Raw genomic sequence first — 18,902 nt, 5'->3', positions numbered from 1 at the left:
CGCCCCAGCAGCACCATTAGAGACATTTCCTACGCACTGAAATAGTGCCTCCTACAAATTCCCTCCCGCGAAACATCCTGCAAAAAGCCATCATTTTGCCCTCGCAAACGTTCAACTTCATCGAAAGTTATACATATGCGACATCCATGTACGCTCGTACTACTTTTCTGACGCCAACTATCCTTAGCAGTGTTGCATTGGGAACACACCCTGCATAAGTATCCGCAGGTCGGCTCACGAGGCCACCTCGAACCAGAAAAATGACAACAATGAGGCCACCATGCTCAAACACGCAGTCATTCCGTTCCTGCTCGGCGCAGGCTTGCTGACCGGCGCTCCGCTCGCCCACGCCGCGTCCAACCTGGTGTTCTGCTCCGAAGGCAGCCCTGCCGGCTTCGACCCGGGGCAATACACCACCGGAACCGACTTCGACGCCTCGGCCGAGACCGTGTTCAACCGCCTGACCCAGTTCGAACGTGGCGGTACCGCTGTCATCCCGGGCCTGGCAACCAAATGGGAAGTGTCCGACGACGGCAAGACCTACACCTTCCACCTGCGCGAAGGGGTCAAATTCCACACCACCGACTACTTCAAGCCAAGCCGCGAATTCAACGCAGACGACGTGCTGTTCACCTTCAACCGCATGCTCGACAAGAACCACCCCTTCCGTAAGGCCTACCCCACTGAATTCCCCTACTTCACCGACATGGGCATGGACAACAACATCGCCAAGGTGGAGAAACTCGATGAACACACCGTCAAGTTCACCCTCAACCAGGTGGATGCCGCGTTCATCCAGAACCTGGCCATGAGCTTTGCCTCCGTGCAGTCGGCCGAGTACGCCGACCAGTTGCTCAAAGAAGGCAAGGCTGCAGACATCAACCAGAAACCGATCGGCACCGGCCCCTTCGTGTTCAGCAAGTACCAGAAAGACGCCCAGATCCGCTTCAAGGGCAACAAGGACTACTGGAAACCAGAAGACGTGAAGATCGACAACCTGATCTTCGCCATCACCACCGACGCCTCGGTGCGCATGCAGAAGCTGAAGAAGAACGAGTGCCAGGTGACCTTGTTCCCGCGCCCTGCCGATATCGAGCCGCTCAAGGCCAACGATAAGCTGCAGATGCCGCACCAGGCCGGGTTCAACCTGGGGTACATCGCCTACAACGTGATGGACAAGCTCAAGGGCAGTGACCAACCCAACCCGCTGGCTCAACTGAAGGTGCGCCAGGCACTGGACATGGCCGTCGACAAACAAAAGATCATCGAGTCGGTGTACCAAGGCGCCGGTCAGCTCGCCGTCAATGCCATGCCGCCGACCCAGTGGTCCTACGACGACAGCATCAAAGACGTACCGTACGACCCGGAAAAGGCCAAGCAACTGCTCAAGGAAGCCGGGATCAAGGAAGGTACCGAAATCAGCCTGTGGGCCATGCCGGTGCAGCGCCCGTACAACCCCAACGCCAAGCTGATGGCCGAGATGCTGCAGGCTGACTGGAGCAAGGTCGGCATCAAGGCGAAAATCGTCAGTTACGAATGGGGCGAGTACATCAAGCGCTCCAAAGGCGGCGAACAAGGCGCCATGCTGATCGGCTGGAGCGGCGACAACGGTGACCCGGACAACTGGCTAGGCACCCTGTATGGCTGCGATGCGGTCGACGGCAACAACTTCTCCAAGTGGTGCTACAAGCCCTACGACGACCTGATCAAGCAGGCCAAGGCCACGCCTGACCAGGCCAAGCGCACCGAGCTGTATCAGAAAGCGCAACATATCCTCAAAGCGCAGGTGCCGATCACGCCGATCGCCCACTCCACGGTCTACCAGCCGATGAGTGCCAAGGTTAAGGACTTCAAGATCAGCCCGTTCGCACTGAACTCCTTCTACGGCGTCAGCGTGGAGAAATAGCGCCGGGCACTCGCAGCACCCTCGCCCACTTCTACTGTTCACACTCACCCCGGCGCTACCCGCGCCGGGGTTGGGGGCCTGTTGCCGCATTTGGTATCCCGAAGCGGCAAAAACAGACGGAAAAAAGGATTTGCCATGCGCCATACCTCACTGGTTTCCACACTGCTCGCCTTGGGCCTGCTAAGCCAGGCGCCGGCCCTTCAGGCCGCTAACCTGGTGTTCTGCTCCGAGGGCAGCCCGGCTGGGTTCGACACCGCTCAATACACCACTGCCACCGACAACGATGCGGCAGAACCGATCTACAACCGCCTGGTGGAATTCGAACGCGGCGGTACCGCTGTGCACCCCGCCTTGGCAACCAAGTGGGAAGTATCCGATGACGGCCTGCGCTACACCTTCCACCTGCGCGAAGGGGTGAAATTCCACGCCAACAAGGCATTCACACCCAGCCGCGACTTCAACGCCGATGACGTGCTGTTCACCTTCAACCGCATGCTCGACCGCGAGCACCCGTTCCGCCAGGCCTACCCCACCGAGTTCCCCTACTTCGTCAGCATGGGCCTGGACAAGAACATCGCCGGCATCGAAAAGACCGGCCCGATGACCGTGGTGTTCACCCTGAACAAGGTCGATGCCGCTTTCGTGCAGAACCTGGCGATGAGCTTCGCGTCGGTGCTTTCGGCTGAATATGCCGAGTATCTTTTGGCGAGCGGGCGCCCCAGCGACATCAACCAGCAGCCCATCGGCACCGGCCCGTTCGTGTTCCAGCGCTACCAGAAGGATTCGCAGATCCGTTTCAAAGGCAACAAGCACTACTGGGCCCCGGATGAGGTGAAGCTCGACAACCTGGTGTTTTCGATCAACACCGACCCCTCGGTGCGCATCCAGAAGCTGCGCCGAGGCGAATGCCAGGTCACCCTGCACCCACGCCCGGCCGACCTGCCAGCACTCAAGCACGACAGCAAGCTGCAGGTGCTGCAACAACCAGGTTTCAACCTCGGCTATATCGCTTACAACACCCAGCACCCACCGTTCGATCGCCTGGAGGTACGCCAGGCCCTGGACATGGCAGTGAACAAGCAAGAAATCCTGCAAGCGGTGTATCAGGAGTCCGGCCAACGCGCAGTCAATGCCATGCCACCGACCCAATGGTCTTACGACGACAGCGTCAAGGACGCCCCCTACGACCCTGAAAAAGCCCGCCAGTTGCTCAAGCAGGCCGGGGTCAAGGAAGGCACCGAAGTCACCCTGTGGGCGATGCCTGTGCAGCGCCCGTACAACCCCAACGCCAAGCTCATGGCCGAGATGCTTCAGGCCGACTGGAGCAAGCTCGGCTTGAAGGTGCGCATCGTCAGTTATGAATGGGGCGAGTACATCAAGCGCATGAAAAGCGGCGAGCACGACATCGCCCTGATCGGCTGGACCGGAGACAACGGCGACCCGGATAACTGGCTGGGCACCCTCTACAGCTGCGATGCCATCGGCAGCAACAACTACTCGCAGTGGTGCGACCCGCAGTACGACAGCCTGGTCAGGCAGGCCAAGCAGGTAACCGACCGCGAGCAGCGCACGGTGCTGTACCAGCAAGCCCAGCAACGCCTCAAACAGCAGGTGCCGATCACCCCGGTGGCGCACTCCACCGTGAACCAGCCGCTCAGCGTCAAGGTGGCCGGGTTCAAGGTGAGCCCCTTTGGCCGCAACGACTTTTCCGGAGTGAGCGTCGATTGAACGCTAGCCCGTAACGGCCCGTTGGCCGGCAAGTCGGCCCCCACACACATTGCACCAGGCCGGGGATCTGTAGTGATCCCCGTGGGATCCGGCTTGCCGGCTTACGGGCCAGCACTGGCCACACAGCTCCACCCGATTGGCCCGGCAACCCCGGGCAACCCAGGCAACACCGTAACAACCCGGCCCACAAGGCCAGGCAATAACTAAAAGAACAGAAAGGGAGCTTTCAACTTGAGACTATTCACGCTTACCGCACTGGCGTTATCCATCGCCACCTTCAGCGCCGTGGCCCAGGCCGACACCCAAAGCCAGGACTACGTACCGTTCAGCCTCAAAGACACCAGCGAACAGGATGACGCCAAAGGTTTCATCGACGGCCAGAGCCTGTCCGGCAGTACCCGCAACTGGTACGCCCGCGAACGCGCCACCCGCGCGCCGTTGTTCAAGTACTACAAAAGCGACGGCACACGCCATGACAGCCACAGCCGCGACAACTGGCTGCAGGGCACCATCCTCAACTACAGCTCGGGCTTCACCCAAGGCACCGTAGGCTTTGCCGTGGAAGCAGCCGGCTACAACGCCATCGCCCTGGAGCAAGGCCGTGCCGCAGTCGCCGGGCCGAACAACCGTACCCTGACCCATAGCGATGGCGACCCCATCGGGCAGTGGAGCAAGATGGGCCTGGCCAACGTCAAGGCCCGGGTGTCCAACACCACCCTCACCGTCGGCCGCCAGTCGGTGGACACGCCCATGATCGCTTACATCGGCAACCGCGCCCTGCCCTCAAGCTTCCAGGGCGCATTCCTGCACAGTGCCGAGTTCGACAACCTGTCATTCGACCTGGGCACCTTCGACCGCGTCTCGCCGCGAACCGAACAGAGCCTGAGCAAGTTTCGCAGCGAGTATGGCGCCGCTGGCGTGGAAACCGACCGTGCCAGTACCGCGGGGGTCAATTACCAGCCGCTCAAGAGCCTGACCACCAGCCTGTACGCCACCAAGGTCGACGACTTCTGGAACCAGTACTACTTCGGCGCCAGCCACGTGCTGGGCGATAGCGCGGTGCTGAGCCTGACCACCGGCCTGAACTACTACAAGACCGTGGACGCAGGCAGCCAGAAGATGGGCGATATCGACAACGACACCTACAGCCTGTCGTTCGGCCTGACCCACCAGGCCCACACCCTCAGCGCTTCGTGGCAGCAGGTCAACGGTAACGAGTACTTCGACTACCTGCACGAAACCAACGGCATCTACCTGGCCAACTCCCTGCTCTCGGACTTCAACGGCCCGAACGAGAAATCCCTGCAGATTTCCTACGTGCTGAACATGGCGCCGTACGGCGTGCCGGGCCTGAAGTTCAACCTGTACAACGCCCGCGGCTGGGGCATCGATGGCACCCACTACCGCGGCACGGCCTATGACGTGAACGGCCTGGATGGCGAAACCCACTATGAGTGGGGTATCGGCACCAGCTACGCGGTGCAGAGCGGGCCGCTGAAAGACACCAGCATCCGCGCTACCTACACCGCGCATCGCGCCAGCAAGGCACAGGCCGATGGCAGCCTGGACGAGTTGCGCGTGGTGACCACCATTCCGTTCAACATTCTCTGACCACGTGCGCCCAGGCCCGCGTCAGCGCGGGCCCGGGCGGCTACGCTGGAATCATTGCAAGCAAGGAGGACACATGACATCGCTACCGCTCCGCGCTGCCCTGGCAGCAGTCATCCTGGGCGCCGCCGGCAACCTGGCGGCCAAGCCGCTGGTGGTGTGCACCGAAGCCAGCCCGGAAGGCTTCGACATCGTTCAATACACCACGGCGGTCACTGCCGATGCCTCGGCTGAGACGGTGTTCAACCGCCTGGTCGACTTCAAGCCCGGCACCACCGACATCCAGCCAGCCCTGGCCGAACGCTGGGACATCTCGGCCGATGGCCTGACCTACACCTTCCACCTGCGCCAAGGGGTGAAGTTCCACACCACCGACTACTTCAAACCTACCCGCGATTTCAATGCCGACGACGTGCTGTGGAGCCTGCGCCGTCAGCTCGACCCCAACCACCCGTGGCACGACAAGACCAGCGTCGGCTACCCGTATTTCGAGAGCATGGCCTTCAAGGACCTGCTCAAATCGGTGGACAAGACCGACGACCACACCGTGGTCATCACCCTGACCCGCCCGCAAGCACCGTTCCTGCGTGACATGGCCATGGCCTTCACCTCGATCTACTCCGCCGAATACGGCGACCAGTTGCTCAAGGCCGGCAAGACCGGCGACCTCAACAGCAAGCCGATCGGCACTGGCGCGTTCATCTTCCAGCGCTACAACAAGGACGCCCAGGTGCGCTTCAAGGCCAACCCGGACTACTTCCGCGGCAAACCGCCGGCCGACACGCTGATCTTCGCCATCGCCACCGACAACAACGTGCGCCTGCAGAAGCTGCGCGCCAACGAATGCCAGGTGGCCCTTTACCCGAAGCCGGACGACGTGCCATCGATCAAGGCGGACCCCGCGCTGAAGGTCGCCGAGATCGAGGCCCTGGTCACCGGCTACATCGCCATGAACACCGAACACAAATACCTCAGCGACGTGCGCGTGCGCAAAGCCATCAACATGGCCTTCGACCGCCAGACCCACGTCGACCAGCTGTTCGGCAAGGGCAATGCGCTGGTGAGCGTAAACCCTTACCCGCCGACCATGATCGGCTACAACAATGACAACCAGAACCCACCCCGTGACCTGGCCAAGGCCCGTGAATTGCTGCAGCAAGCCGGCGTGCCGCAAGGCACGGTCATCACCCTGTTCACCCGCAACGGCGGCGGCCCGACCAACCCCAACCCGCGGCTGTCGGCGGAAATGCTCCAGTCCGACCTCGCCAAAATCGGCCTGAAGCTGGACATCCGTGTGATGGAGTGGGCCGAGATGCTGCGCCGTGCGAAAAACGGCGAGGCCGACCTGGTCTCCACTGGCTGGGCCGGCGACAACGGCGACCCGGACAATTTCCTCAGCCCCCTGCTCAGCTGCGAGGCTGCCAAAAGTGGCGAGAACTACGCCCGCTGGTGCAACTCGAAGTTTCAGAACCTGATCACCCGTGCCCGTGAGGTGATCGACAACGACGAGCGTGCCAGGCTCTATGCCGAGGCATTGAAGGTGTACGATGACGATCAGCCCTGGATCAGCATGGCGCACCCGAAGATGTTCACTGCCATGCGTGACAACGTGGAGGGTTATGTGATCAACCCTCTGACCAACAACAACTTCGCCACCACCAAGGTGAAGTAGAACAACAACGACCGCCGGCAACCCACACGGGCACCGGCGGCACCGCCGTACAACGGCTGATGAGGTAACCCTGACAATGTTGAGTTTTATTGCCCGGCGCCTGGGCCTGCTGATACCGACGTTTTTCGGCATCACCTTGCTGACCTTCGCGCTCATACGCCTGATCCCCGGCGACCCGGTGGAAGTGATGATGGGCGAGCGCAGAGTCGACCCCGAAATGCATGCCCAGGCCATGGAGCGCCTGGGCCTGAACAAGCCACTGCCCGCTCAGTACCTGGATTACGTGGGCAAGCTCGCCCAGGGGGACCTTGGCGAGTCGCTGCGCACCCGTGAAAGCGTATGGCGCGAGTTCCTCACCCTGTTCCCCGCCACCCTGGAGCTGGCCTTCGCCGCGCTGCTGTTCGCCGGCATCGTTGGCCTGCTGGCCGGCGTGATCGCTGCGCTCAAGCGGGGCTCGCTGTTCGATCACGGGGTCATGGGTATCTCCCTGGCCGGCTATTCGATGCCGATTTTCTGGTGGGGCCTGATCCTGATCATGTTCTTCTCGGTGAGCCTGGGCTGGACGCCGGTCTCCGGGCGTATCGACCTGCTGTACGACATCGAGCCGAAAACCGGCTTCATGCTCATCGACACCCTGCTCAGTGACGAAGAAGGCGCGTTCAAGGATGCGGTGATGCACCTGATCCTGCCAGCCATCGTCCTCGGCACCATCCCCTTGGCGGTGATCGCCCGCATGACCCGCTCGTCCATGCTCGAAGTGCTGCGCGAAGACTACATCCGCACCGCGCGCGCCAAAGGCCTGTCGCCAGCCCGGGTGGTGTTCGTGCACGGCCTGCGCAATGCGCTGATCCCGGTGCTGACCGTGTTCGGCCTGCAGGTGGGCACGCTGCTGGCCGGTGCGGTGCTGACCGAAACCATCTTTTCCTGGCCGGGCATCGGCAAGTGGCTGATCGAAGCCATCGGCGCCCGTGACTATCCCGTGGTCCAGAACGGCATCTTGTTGATCGCCTGCCTGGTGATCCTGGTCAACTTCGTCGTGGACATCCTCTACGGCCTGGCCAACCCACGCATCCGTCATCAGCGCTGAGGCCTTCGTCATGACTAGCCCGATTCCCAATTCCGTGACACCGGCCAGCCCGGTGGACCAAAGCTTGCTCTACCCCTCGCCCTACAAAGAATTCTGGCATGCCTTCTCGCGCAACAAAGGTGCGGTGATGGGACTGGCCTTCATGTGTGTGGTGGTGTTCTGCGCGCTGTTCGCGCCGTGGGTAGCGCCGCATGACCCGAGCGAACAGTACCGTGACTTCCTGCTGACCCCGCCGGTATGGCTCGAAGGTGGTACCTGGCAATTCATCCTCGGCACCGACGAACTGGGCCGTGACATGCTCTCGCGGCTGATCCAGGGCGCCCGGCTGTCGTTGCTGATCGGCCTGTCGTCGGTGGTGATGTCGCTGATCCCGGGCATCCTGCTGGGCCTGTTTGCCGGCTTCTTCCCGCGCTTGCTCGGCCCGTCGATCATGCGCCTGATGGACGTGATGCTGGCCCTGCCGTCGCTGCTGCTGGCCGTGGCGATCGTCGCCATCCTCGGCCCTGGCCTGATCAACACCGTGATCGCCATCGCCATCGTCTCGCTGCCGTCCTACGTGCGCCTGACCCGTGCTGCCGTGATGGGCGAACTGAACCGCGACTACGTGACCGCCGCGCGCCTGGCTGGCGCAGGGTTGCCACGGCTGATGTTCGTCACCGTGCTGCCCAACTGCATGGCGCCGCTGATCGTGCAGGCGACCTTGAGCTTTTCCTCGGCCATCCTCGACGCCGCTGCGCTGGGCTTCCTGGGCCTGGGTGTACAACCCCCGACCCCGGAGTGGGGCACCATGCTGGCTTCGGCCCGGGACTACATCGAGCGCGCCTGGTGGGTCGTGAGCCTGCCTGGCCTGACCATCCTGCTCAGTGTGCTGGCAATCAACCTGATGGGCGACGGCCTGCGCGATGCGCTGGACCCAAAACTCAAGAACGCCGCCTGAGGAGAACGCCATGCCACTTTTACAAATCGACAACCTCAACGTGCGCTTCGGCGATGCCAATGCGGTGCCCGTGGTGGACGGCCTTGACCTGATGGTCGACGCCGGCGAAATCCTGGCGATCGTCGGTGAGTCCGGCTCGGGCAAATCGGTCACCATGATGGCCCTGATGGGCCTGATCGAGGCCCCCGGGCGCATCACCGCCGACGCCCTGACATTCGACGGCACCGACATGCTCAAGCTCAGCGGCCGTCAGCGGCGCAAGGTGGTGGGCAAGGACATCGCCATGGTCTTCCAGGACCCGATGACCGCGCTTAACCCCAGCTACACCGTAGGCTTCCAGATCGAGGAAGTGCTGCGACAGCACCTGGGCCTGAAGGGCAAGGCTGCGCGCCAGCGTGCGCTGGAGCTTTTGAAGAAGGTCGAGATCCCGGCCGCCGAAAGCCGCCTGGACGCTTACCCGCACCAACTGTCCGGTGGCATGAGCCAGCGGGTGGCGATTGCCATGGCCATTGCCGGCGAACCCAAGCTGCTGATCGCCGACGAGCCGACCACGGCGCTGGACGTGACCATCCAGGCGCAGATCATGGAACTGCTGGTCAACCTGCAGCAAGAGCGCAACATGGCGCTCATCCTGATCACCCATGACCTGGCCGTGGTCGCCGAAACCGCCAAGCGCGTCTGCGTCATGTACGCCGGCCAAGCCGTGGAAGTGGGCCAGGTGCCTGAGCTGTTCGACGTGCCCGCGCACCCGTACAGCGAAGCGCTGCTGGCGGCGATCCCTGAACACAGCATCGGCGCCGAACGCCTGGCCACGCTGCCCGGCATCGTCCCCGGCCGTTACGACCGCCCGGCCGGCTGCCTGCTGTCGCCACGCTGCCCATACGTGCAGGACAACTGCCGGCGCCAACGCCCGCCCCTTGACCCTCAGGCCCATAGCCTGGTGCGTTGCTTCTACCCGCTGAACCAGGAGGTGGCGTGATGAGCGTCGTTCTAACCGCTCGGGAGCTGACCCGGCATTACGAAGTGTCCCGCGGGCTATTCAAAGGCCACGCCCTGGTACGCGCACTCAATGGTGTGTCATTCGAACTGGAAGCCGGCAAGACGCTGGCCGTGGTGGGTGAGTCCGGTTGTGGCAAGTCCACGCTGGCGCGCGCACTGACATTGATCGAAGAGCCCTCCTCCGGCTCGTTGCAGATCGACGGCACCGAGGTCAAAGGTGCCAGCAAAAGCGAGCGAAAGCAGTTACGCCGCGACGTCCAGATGGTGTTCCAGAGCCCCTATGCCTCGCTCAACCCACGGCAGAAAATCGGCGATCAGTTGGCCGAGCCGCTGCTGATCAACACCTCGTTGAGCAAGGCCGAGCGCCGCGAAAAAGTGCAGAAGATGATGGAGCAGGTGGGCTTGCGGCCTGAGCACTACCAGCGCTACCCGCACATGTTCTCGGGCGGCCAGCGCCAGCGCATCGCCCTGGCCCGGGCGATGATGCTGCAACCCAAGGTGCTGGTGGCCGACGAACCGACCTCTGCGCTGGACGTATCGATCCAGGCGCAGGTGTTGAACTTGTTCATGGACCTGCAGAAGGAGTTCAACACCGCCTACGTCTTCATCTCGCACAACCTGGCGGTGGTGCGGCATGTGGCGGATCAGGTGCTGGTGATGTACCTGGGGCGGCCGGCAGAGATGGGGCCGAAGGAAGATATCTACGAAAAACCGCTGCACCCCTACACCCAGGCACTGCTTTCCGCGACACCGGCGATTCACCCGGACCCGTTGAAGCCGAAGATCCGCATTGCCGGTGAGCTGCCCAATCCGCTCAATCCCCCGGATGGGTGCGCATTTCACAAACGCTGCCCGTATGCGACCGAGCGGTGTGGCAAGGAAGAGCCAGCGTTTCGGCAGGTGGGGAGCCGGCAGGTGGCGTGTCACTACGCCGAGCAGTTTCTTTAAAGGGGCTTAGCCTCCATCGCCGGCAAGCCAGCTCCAGATAGTGCACTGCTTCTTCAACAGCGCTGAACCTGGAGCTGGCTTGCCGGCGATGGGCCGCACTGCGGCCCCTAATGCCTCAATGCATGAATATCGCGATCAGAATGATCACCGGAATCGGTACCCCAAGCATCCACAGCAGTATCGAGCGCATGGTAATTCTCCTTGTTTAACGTTGAACGGTGCGGTGTGGAACGTAGTCGCCCTCAACCCACTGCACCCGGTCACGCAGACGACCGCCATACAAGGCAGCCAAGCTGGCGAAGAAGGCCCCACACAGCAGCGCGACGAAGGTCCACAGCGCTGTCCAGGCAGCGACCTTGGCAGCGGTGTCGGCTGCTTGTTTGGCATCGGTCTTCAGTTGTTGTACTTGGGCCATCACCTGGTCCACGCGCGCTTCAGCTTCGGCCTGGCTCAGGCGGGTACGCTGTGCGACCAACTGCGCCAGGTAAGCGCGGTCCTCGGCGGGCAGCGCGCCGTCTCCTGCAATACCCTTAGCCAGAATGCGGGCCGCTACGCCATTCGCAGCATCCTCGCTGACCGGCGCCGGGCCGTCGCCACGGAACAGGCTATCGACGAAGTAGCCCATCGAGTCATTGTCGCTACTGTTGGCCGACGAAGCACCTGCGGCGGCAGATACGGTGGCCGCCTGGGAAGCCGCACTGGCACCTGCGCCCACCAGGTTACCGGCAGCACCCAGTATCAGCATCGCTGCTACCAAAGTGGCCACCGCCCAGGATAGGAAGCCATGGGCGGTATCACGGAAGTACACTTCATCGCCGTGCAAGTTTGCCCACTTCACACGCAGCCGACCCGCGATGTAACCGCCGAGGCCTGAAGCAATGATCTGGGTCACCAGCAGCCAGACGATGGTCGAAACGCCCAGCGCTTTTGCACTCGCGCCTTCGTCAGCCCACGGCGAGGTGGCCGCAAAGCCAAGGCCGGCGCCCAGTACCACAAGTATCAGGGACACCGACGCAGCGGCGGCCGCGCCAGCGAAGATCGCCGCCCAGGAAACACCTGAGCGGCTTTGCGTATCTACAACGGGATAGTCGGCAGGGGTGATCATGATGTGTGCGCCTTTATGTTGTTAGCGAAAATTCCATTCGCGCATTAACCATTGCAGCGGCTGTGCCAGTTGTGTCAAAAAATGACATGTAGCCAAATCAATGGCTTAGCTCAAGCGCGCGTCCTAGGACCGTGCAAAACACCCGAATCGAGGCACGCGACTCAGGGTTTATGCAACGCTCGCGAAGACCGGCCCCACGCATCCCAGGCCCCACAGGCTTGCCTGCTTGCCCCCTCCCCGGCACTATCGACCCATGACCCCAATCCTCCTTGCCGACGGCCCTGAGCAAACGCCCATCACCGCCGAAACCGTCCTGCGCTACCACCTGTGCTGGAAGCACCGCGACCTCGACGGGGTGATTGCGCTGTATCACCCGGACGTGCAGTACCACGACTTTTTCCAGAACCGCGTACTCGGTTACGACGCGTTGCGTGACTACGTCCGCGCCAGCCTGCCGCACGAAGCTGGCGAGGACATCGTCCATGGTGACCGCATCCGCGTAGACGGCAGCACGGCATTCATCCAGTACCAGGTCACGGTGCAGGGCGGTGAAGGCTTGGTGGCCTTTCAGTCCAGCGAAGCGATCACGGTCAAGGACGGGCTGATCTGGCGGGTCAATGAGTACGCCACCCTGGTGCGCCATGGCAACGCAGCCACGGTCAGCCATGGTCCGCGCCCGGCGACCAGCCGCCTGGGCCTGTCACCGCGACAGCTGTCGACCATGGCCCAGGACTTGGAGCACTACTTCCAGCGCCAGCGCCCCTACCTTGACCCGGACCTGGACCTGCAACAGGTCGCCGACGCCAGCGGCTACAGCCGCAACCAGATCTCCTACCTGCTCAACCAGGTGCTGGGGCAAAGCTTCTACCGCTACGTCAACCAGGCCCGGCTCCAGCACCTGTTGGCCAGCCTGGATGACGCAAGCGTCGAGGCGCCGATCGACGACCTGGCGTTCAGCGCGGGCTTCAACTCCCTGTCGGCGTTCTACAAGTGCTTCCGCGAACATACCGGGCTTACGCCCAAGGCCTATCTGAAGCAAATTTCCCTGCGTGCACGCACGTAAGACAGCCATCCCCCAACGCCACTAGGATCGCCCACAGACCTTGACGGATGTGGAGCCGAACCCGATGCAACCTTTGCGCACGCTCAGCCTGTGGATGGACCAGCTCGAAGAGCCGCTGTGCGCCCGCCCCGCCCTGCGCGAAGACCTCGACGTCGATGTGTGCATCATCGGCGCGGGCTACACCGGGCTGTGGACCGCCTACTACCTCAAGCGCCAGGCGCCACAGCTGAACATCGCCGTGATCGAGGCCAACATTGCCGGCTTTGGCGCCTCTGGGCGCAATGGCGGCTGGCTGATGGGCAACATGCTCGGTGAAGACCGCCTGCTTGCCACCCTGTCGCCGCAACAACGCCGCGCCAGCATCGACCTGCTGCATGGCATCCCCGACGAAGTCCACAGCGTGCTGCAACGCGAAGGCATCGATTGCGACTACCGCAAAGGCGGCGTGCTGTACTGTGCGGCGCGCTACCCGGAACAGGAGCGCAGCCTACGTGCGTACCTCGATGACCTTTACCGCCAAGGCATGACCGAGGATGACTACCGCTGGCTGCGCCCCGAGCAACTGGACCTACAGCTGCGCGTGAGCAACGCCTACGGCGCGATCTACAGCCCGCATACCGCGACCATCCAACCGGCCAAGCTGGTGCGTGGCCTGGCCCGGGCGGTGGAAGCGCTGGGCGTGCCGATCTACGAAAACACCCCCGCCGTCGACTGGCAGCCCGGTGAGGTCCGTGCCCCCCTGGCGCGCATCCGCTGCCAGTGGATGGTCCCTGCTGTGGAGGGCTACGCTGCCAGCCTACCACCGCTGGGCAAGCATCAACTGCCGGTGCAGAGCCTGCTGGTGGCCACCGAGCCCTTGCCCGAATCGACCTGGGAGCAGATCGGCCTGTCCCAGGGCCAGGCCTTCAGCGAAAGCAGCCGCCAGGTCACCTACGGCCAGCGTACCGCCGACAACCGCCTGGTATTCGGCGCCCGCGGTGGCTACCGCTTCGGTGGCAGGCTGCGTGAAGACTTCACCCTGACTGAGGCCGAAGTCGAACTGCGCCGCTACCTGTTCAGCGAGCTGTTCCCACAACTCAAGCATGTGCGTATCACCCATTCGTGGGGTGGCAACCTGGGCATGGCCCGGCGCTTCCGCCCGCACATGCTGTGTGACCGCCAGCGCGGCATTGCCCTGTCCGGCGGTTATGGCGGAGAAGGTGTCGGCGCCACCAACCTCGGTGGGCGCACCTTGGCCGCGCTGATCCTCAACCAGCACAACGAGCTGACCGCACAACCCTGGGTACTCGACAACCGTCCGCTGTCGAGCCTGGCCAGCTGGCCGCCCGAACCCTGCCGCTGGCTGGGCTACAACGCAATCATCCAGAGCTTCGTGCATGAAGACCGAACCCTCGCCAACCCCGCCACAGTGCCATGGCGGCGGCGCCTGGCCAGCTCGCTGGCGGACTTCATGGAAGGCTTCATGCGCTGACTTTCCTTTCACCCACACAGGATCCAACGGTAATGAGCATCACCCAGTTCAAACACACCGAAAGCGCCGTGCTGGACAGCTCCAACCCGGTTGCGGTGCCGCTTGGCGAACCCGTGGCAGTGACCTCGGTCACCTGCGTGGAGCGCAGCGATGGCGTGGAAACCGGCATCTGGGAATGCACGCCCGGGCGCTGGCGGCGGCAGATCGCGCAACAGGAGTTCTGCCACTTCATCAAGGGCCGCTGCACGTTCACCCCCGACGGCGGCCAACCCCTTCAGATAGAAGCCGGAGACGCACTGATGCTACCGGCCAACAGCATGGGCATCTGGGATATCCAGGAAACCGTGCGCAAGACCTACGTACTCATCTTCTGATCCGCTGATCGCCTGCCTTCGAAAACAACAGACAAAGCAAGGTACTCCCGACATGCGCACCCTCCTCCTCGCTCCACTGATGCTGGCCGCCAGCGTGGCCAATGCCGCCGACTCGGTAAAAATCTACAACTGGTCCAGCTACGTGGCCCCCGACACCTTGCAGAAATTCCAGCAAACCACCGGCATCACCCCGACCTACGACGTGTACGACAGCAACGAAACCCTCGACGGCAAGCTGATGACCGGTAACTCCGGCTACGACGTGGTGTTTCCCTCCAACCACTTCATGGCCCGACAGATTCAGGGCAAGGCGCTGAAGAAGCTGGACAAGTCGCAGCTCCCCGACTGGAAAAACCTCAACCCGGTGCTGCTCAAGGCGCTGGAGGTCAACGACCCTGGCAACCAGTACGGTTTTCCGTACCTGTGGGGCAGTACCGGGATCGGCTACAACATCGACAAGGTCAAAGCCGTGCTCGGTGACAACGCCCCGGTGGATTCGTGGGACCTGATCTTCAAGCCCGAGTACATGAGCAAGCTCAAGAGCTGTGGGGTTGCCGTGCTCGACAACGGCCCTGAACTGCTACCCATCGCCCTGCACTACCTGGGGCTGCCGCACCACAGCAAAGACCCGAAGGACTACCAGAAGGCCAAGGACCTGCTGATGACGGTGCGCCCGTACATCAGCTACTTCCATTCCTCCAAGTACACCGGTGACCTGGCCAATGGCGATATCTGCGTGGTTGTAGGGTTCTCGGGTGATGTGCTGCAGGCGAAGAACCGCGCCGATGAAGCCAAGAATGGGGTGAAAGTCGGCTATTCGATCCCCAAGGAGGGCGCGCCGATGTGGTTCGACATGGTTGCCATGCCAGCCGATGCACCGGATGAGAAGGCGGGCTATGCCTACATGAATTACCTGTTGCAGCCGCAGGTGATGGCCAACATCAGTAACCATGTGCAGTACGCCAACGGCAACCTCAAGGCCGACGCCCTGGTGGACCCGAGCCTCAAGGGCAATACCATGATTTATCCGAGCGAAGAGATGATGGGCAAGCTGTACGCGCTGGAGGCGATGCCGGCAAAGATCGACCGCATTCGTACGCGGATCTGGACCAGCATCAAGGCCGGGAACTGACGGCAGCGGCAAGCGGCAAGCGGCAAGCGGCAAGAAAAGCGGGCCAACGCAGGCTCGCTTCCTCTTGCAGCTTGAAGCTTGAAGCTTGCCGCTGCCCTTAGTGGTGCTCGCGAGTGGCGCGGAACTTGACGTCCGGCCAGCGCTCTTCCATCAGCGACAGGTTGACCCGGGTCGGGGCCAGGTAGGTCAGGTGACCGCCACCGTCGATCGCCAGGTTTTCCATGGCCTTGACCTGGAAGTCTTCGAGCTTCTTCTTGTCGTCGCAGCTGATCCAGCGTGCCGACCACACGGTGATAGGCTCGTAGGCGCACTCGACCTTGTACTCTTCCTTCAGGCGGCTGGCGACCACGTCGAACTGCAGCACACCGACCGCACCGAGGATGATGTCGTTGCTGCGCTCAGGGAAGAACACCTGGGTCGCACCTTCTTCGGCCAGCTGTTGCAGGCCCTGGCGCAGCTGCTTGGATTTCAGCGGGTCCTTCAGGCGCACGCGGCGGAACAGTTCCGGGGCGAAGTGCGGGATACCGGTGAAGCCCAGCACCTCGCCTTCGCTGAAGGTGTCGCCGATCTGGATGGTGCCATGGTTGTGCAAGCCGATGATGTCGCCGGCATAGGCTTCTTCGAGCTGCTCGCGCTCGGACGAGAAGAAGGTCAGCGCGTCACCGATACGCAAGTCCTTGCCGGTACGCACGTGACGCATCTTCATGCCCTTCTCGTACTTGCCCGAGCAAATGCGCATGAAGGCGATACGGTCGCGGTGTTTCGGGTCCATGTTCGCCTGGATCTTGAACACGAAGCCGGTGAACTTCTCCTCGACCGGCTCCACGGTCCGCTCGTGGGCTACACGGGCCAGCGGGCGCGGCGCCCAGTCGACAACGGCGTCAAGTACATGGTCGACACCGAAGTTACCCAGTGCGGTACCGAAGAACACCGGCGTCAGCTGGCCACTGATGAACTCGTCCTGATCGAACTCATGGCAGGCGCCCTGCACCAACTCGAGCTGCTCCAGGAAGCGGTCATACTCGTCACCCAGATGAGCACGGGCTTCATCAGAGTCGAGTTTCTCGATGATCTTCGCCTCGGTACGCTCATGGCCGTGGCCCGGGGTGTAGACAATGATGTAGTCGCCGGCAAGGTGGTACACACCCTTGAAGTCGCGATAGCAACCGATCGGCCAGGTGATCGGCGCCGCCTTGATCTTCAGTACCGCTTCGATCTCGTCGAGCAGTTCGATCGGGTCGCGGATGTCACGGTCGAGTTTGTTGATGAAGCTGACGATGGGCGTGTCGCGCAGGCGGCAGACATCCATCAGGGCGATGGTCCGCGGCTCTACACCTTTACCGCCGTCGAGCACCATCAGCGCCGAGTCCACTGCAGTCAGCGTGCGGTAGGTGTCTTCCGAGAAGTCTTCGTGGCCGGGGGTGTCGAGCAGGTTGATCATGTGCTCGCGGTACGGGAACTGCATCACCGAGGTGGTGATGGAAATACCGCGCTGCTTCTCCATTTCCATCCAGTCGGAGGTGGCGTGGCGGTCGGACTTGCGCGACTTCACGGTACCGGCGACGGCAATGGCCTTGCCCATCAGCAGGAGTTTCTCGGTGATGGTGGTCTTACCGGCGTCGGGGTGGGAAATGATTGCGAAAGTGCGGCGCTTCGCGACTTCGGCGGCCTGGTTGGTCATGGGAAATCGCCTGACTGGGGGATTCAAAAAGGGGCGATATCATACCTGATGTTGGGCAGGGACCAAAATCTGATCCCCGCCGTTGGTCAACGATGCTCGATCGGGCGCGATTCGCCTGCTGGTCAGAAAAGTTGTCCAGCGTCACAGGTGGGGCAGATAGCAGGTAAACCAACGCCTTTAGGCAGGATTCACGTTGTTTTTTAGTACGAAAAAACACTCGCCCCAGTGATTAACACTGGCCAAATGCCGCCCCAGATGGGAACCTTTACGCCCTCGGAGACGTCCACTCCCCTGCAACCCGCTTCGCTTGGGGACTGGTTTGATCAGCATTTTCGGGCCCGACGGGGTTCGGCTCATGGTCTGATTGCTGCCTTGCGCAAGCGTCACGCTGCTAATCGCGAACACACCACTCGCCGCCAGCCATGGCCGGCCATAAAAAGAGTGTGCTCGCCGACAACACAAGGAGTCCACCTGTGGCTACACGCTACGGAAAAGGGCTGTTGGGATGGGCCGCCGTGCTCGTCATCCTGGCCCTGCTGATCCACTGGATCGGCATCGACACGATCGCGCGTTATCGCGACGATCTTGGGTTCTACCTGCAAGCGCACCTGGTATTGGTGCTGGCTTCGATGGCGGCGGCGTTGGCCGTGGGCATCCCCGCCGGCATTGCCTTGAGTCGACCGCACCGGGTCGACAAAGCCGAGCGCTTCATGCAGTTCTTCAACGTTGGCAACACCATTCCCCCTCTGGCCGTTCTGGCCATCGCGCTCAGTGTCCTGGGCATCGGCGCCGGGCCCGCGATCTTCGCGCTGTTCCTCGCCTCCCTCCTGCCAATCGTACGCAACACCTACGAAGGCCTGAAAAACGTCCCCGCCTCGCTCAAGGAAGCCGCCACCGGCATCGGCATGACCCCGCGCCAGCGACTCTGGCAAGTGGAACTGCCCAATGCGGTACCGATCATCGTCGGTGGAGTGCGTGTGGCTCTGGCGCTGAACGTGGGCACAGCGCCCCTGGCGTTCCTGATCGGTGCCAACAGCCTCGGCAGCCTGATCTTCCCCGGCATTGCCCTGAACAACCAGCCACAGCTGCTGCTGGGCGCGGCCTGCACGGCGTTGCTGGCCCTGGCGCTGGATGCCGCGGTGAGTTTCTCCAGCAAGCGCTGGCTGGAACGTGGCCTGGCCCAATAAAAAG

Annotated in this window: 15 protein-coding genes; 13 read left to right on the top strand and 2 right to left on the bottom strand. The window is 62.3% G+C overall.

What is annotated here, in order from left to right; all coding sequences use genetic code 11:
• The first annotated feature begins 280 nt into the window (after positions 1-280).
• The 8 genes from JNA92_RS08115 to JNA92_RS08080 all read left to right on the top strand — a co-directional run bounded on the left by JNA92_RS08115 (position 281) and on the right by JNA92_RS08080 (position 10,885).
• Positions 281-1,906 carry an ABC transporter substrate-binding protein gene (locus JNA92_RS08115; protein WP_241804213.1) on the top strand — a complete coding sequence of 542 codons (1,626 nt, stop codon included), beginning with the start codon at positions 281-283 and terminating at the stop codon, positions 1,904-1,906.
• A gap of 135 nt (positions 1,907-2,041) precedes the next feature.
• Positions 2,042-3,634: an ABC transporter substrate-binding protein gene (locus JNA92_RS08110; RefSeq protein WP_241804212.1), complete on the top strand. Its 1,593-nt coding sequence runs from the start codon at positions 2,042-2,044 to the stop codon at positions 3,632-3,634.
• A 231-nt stretch (positions 3,635-3,865) separates the two neighbouring features.
• On the top strand, positions 3,866-5,245 hold the full coding sequence (locus JNA92_RS08105) for an OprD family porin (RefSeq protein ID WP_241804211.1): 1,380 nt from the start codon (positions 3,866-3,868) through the stop codon (positions 5,243-5,245).
• A 73-nt stretch (positions 5,246-5,318) separates the two neighbouring features.
• Positions 5,319-6,914 (top strand): ABC transporter substrate-binding protein, encoded by a 1,596-nt coding sequence (locus JNA92_RS08100; RefSeq protein ID WP_241804210.1) that lies wholly within the window; start codon positions 5,319-5,321, stop codon positions 6,912-6,914.
• 76 nt (positions 6,915-6,990) lie between these two features.
• Entirely contained in the window at positions 6,991-8,001 is a 1,011-nt protein-coding gene (locus JNA92_RS08095) for an ABC transporter permease subunit (protein WP_241804209.1), read from the top strand.
• Positions 8,002-8,011: 10 nt separating this feature from the next.
• Positions 8,012-8,938 (top strand): ABC transporter permease subunit, encoded by a 927-nt coding sequence (locus JNA92_RS08090; RefSeq protein ID WP_241804208.1) that lies wholly within the window; start codon positions 8,012-8,014, stop codon positions 8,936-8,938.
• Between the two features lie 10 nt (positions 8,939-8,948).
• Positions 8,949-9,917 (top strand): ABC transporter ATP-binding protein, encoded by a 969-nt coding sequence (locus JNA92_RS08085; protein ID WP_241804207.1) that lies wholly within the window; start codon positions 8,949-8,951, stop codon positions 9,915-9,917.
• A complete protein-coding gene (locus JNA92_RS08080) occupies positions 9,917-10,885 on the top strand; it encodes a peptide ABC transporter ATP-binding protein (RefSeq protein WP_039603794.1) in 969 nt (322 codons plus the stop codon). Before JNA92_RS08085 ends, JNA92_RS08080 begins: the two co-directional genes overlap by 1 nt.
• A 205-nt stretch (positions 10,886-11,090) precedes the next feature.
• Here the strand turns inward: JNA92_RS08080 and JNA92_RS08075 are convergent, their stop codons facing one another.
• The gene (locus tag JNA92_RS08075; RefSeq protein ID WP_241804206.1) at positions 11,091-11,990 is read right to left on the bottom strand and encodes a hypothetical protein; all 900 of its coding nucleotides are present in this window, start codon (positions 11,988-11,990) and stop codon (positions 11,091-11,093) included.
• A 253-nt stretch (positions 11,991-12,243) separates the two neighbouring features.
• Here JNA92_RS08075 and JNA92_RS08070 point away from each other — a divergent pair, with 253 nt between their 5' ends.
• The 4 genes from JNA92_RS08070 to JNA92_RS08055 all read left to right on the top strand — a co-directional run bounded on the left by JNA92_RS08070 (position 12,244) and on the right by JNA92_RS08055 (position 16,030).
• Positions 12,244-13,053 carry an AraC family transcriptional regulator gene (locus tag JNA92_RS08070; protein ID WP_241804205.1) on the top strand — a complete coding sequence of 270 codons (810 nt, stop codon included), beginning with the start codon at positions 12,244-12,246 and terminating at the stop codon, positions 13,051-13,053.
• 64 nt (positions 13,054-13,117) lie between these two features.
• Positions 13,118-14,524: an NAD(P)/FAD-dependent oxidoreductase gene (locus JNA92_RS08065; RefSeq protein ID WP_241804204.1), complete on the top strand. Its 1,407-nt coding sequence runs from the start codon at positions 13,118-13,120 to the stop codon at positions 14,522-14,524.
• Positions 14,525-14,556: 32 nt separating this feature from the next.
• Positions 14,557-14,898, top strand: a complete 342-nt coding sequence (locus tag JNA92_RS08060) for a cupin domain-containing protein (RefSeq protein ID WP_241804203.1) — start codon at positions 14,557-14,559, stop codon at positions 14,896-14,898.
• Positions 14,899-14,950: 52 nt separating this feature from the next.
• Entirely contained in the window at positions 14,951-16,030 is a 1,080-nt protein-coding gene (locus JNA92_RS08055; RefSeq protein WP_241804202.1) for a polyamine ABC transporter substrate-binding protein, read from the top strand.
• Between the two features lie 97 nt (positions 16,031-16,127).
• Here JNA92_RS08055 and JNA92_RS08050 read toward each other — a convergent pair whose 3' ends face one another.
• The gene (locus JNA92_RS08050) at positions 16,128-17,711 is read right to left on the bottom strand and encodes a peptide chain release factor 3 (protein WP_241804201.1); all 1,584 of its coding nucleotides are present in this window, start codon (positions 17,709-17,711) and stop codon (positions 16,128-16,130) included.
• A 473-nt stretch (positions 17,712-18,184) separates the two neighbouring features.
• Here JNA92_RS08050 and JNA92_RS08045 point away from each other — a divergent pair, with 473 nt between their 5' ends.
• A complete protein-coding gene (locus tag JNA92_RS08045) occupies positions 18,185-18,898 on the top strand; it encodes an ABC transporter permease (RefSeq protein WP_241804200.1) in 714 nt (237 codons plus the stop codon).
• The last annotated feature ends 4 nt before the right edge of the window (positions 18,899-18,902 follow it).

It is taken from the genome of Pseudomonas putida, assembly GCF_022627325.1.
In the GTDB taxonomy this organism is placed as follows: Bacteria; Pseudomonadota; Gammaproteobacteria; order Pseudomonadales; family Pseudomonadaceae; genus Aquipseudomonas; species Aquipseudomonas putida_X.
This window is presented reverse-complemented; position numbering and strand designations above follow the sequence as displayed.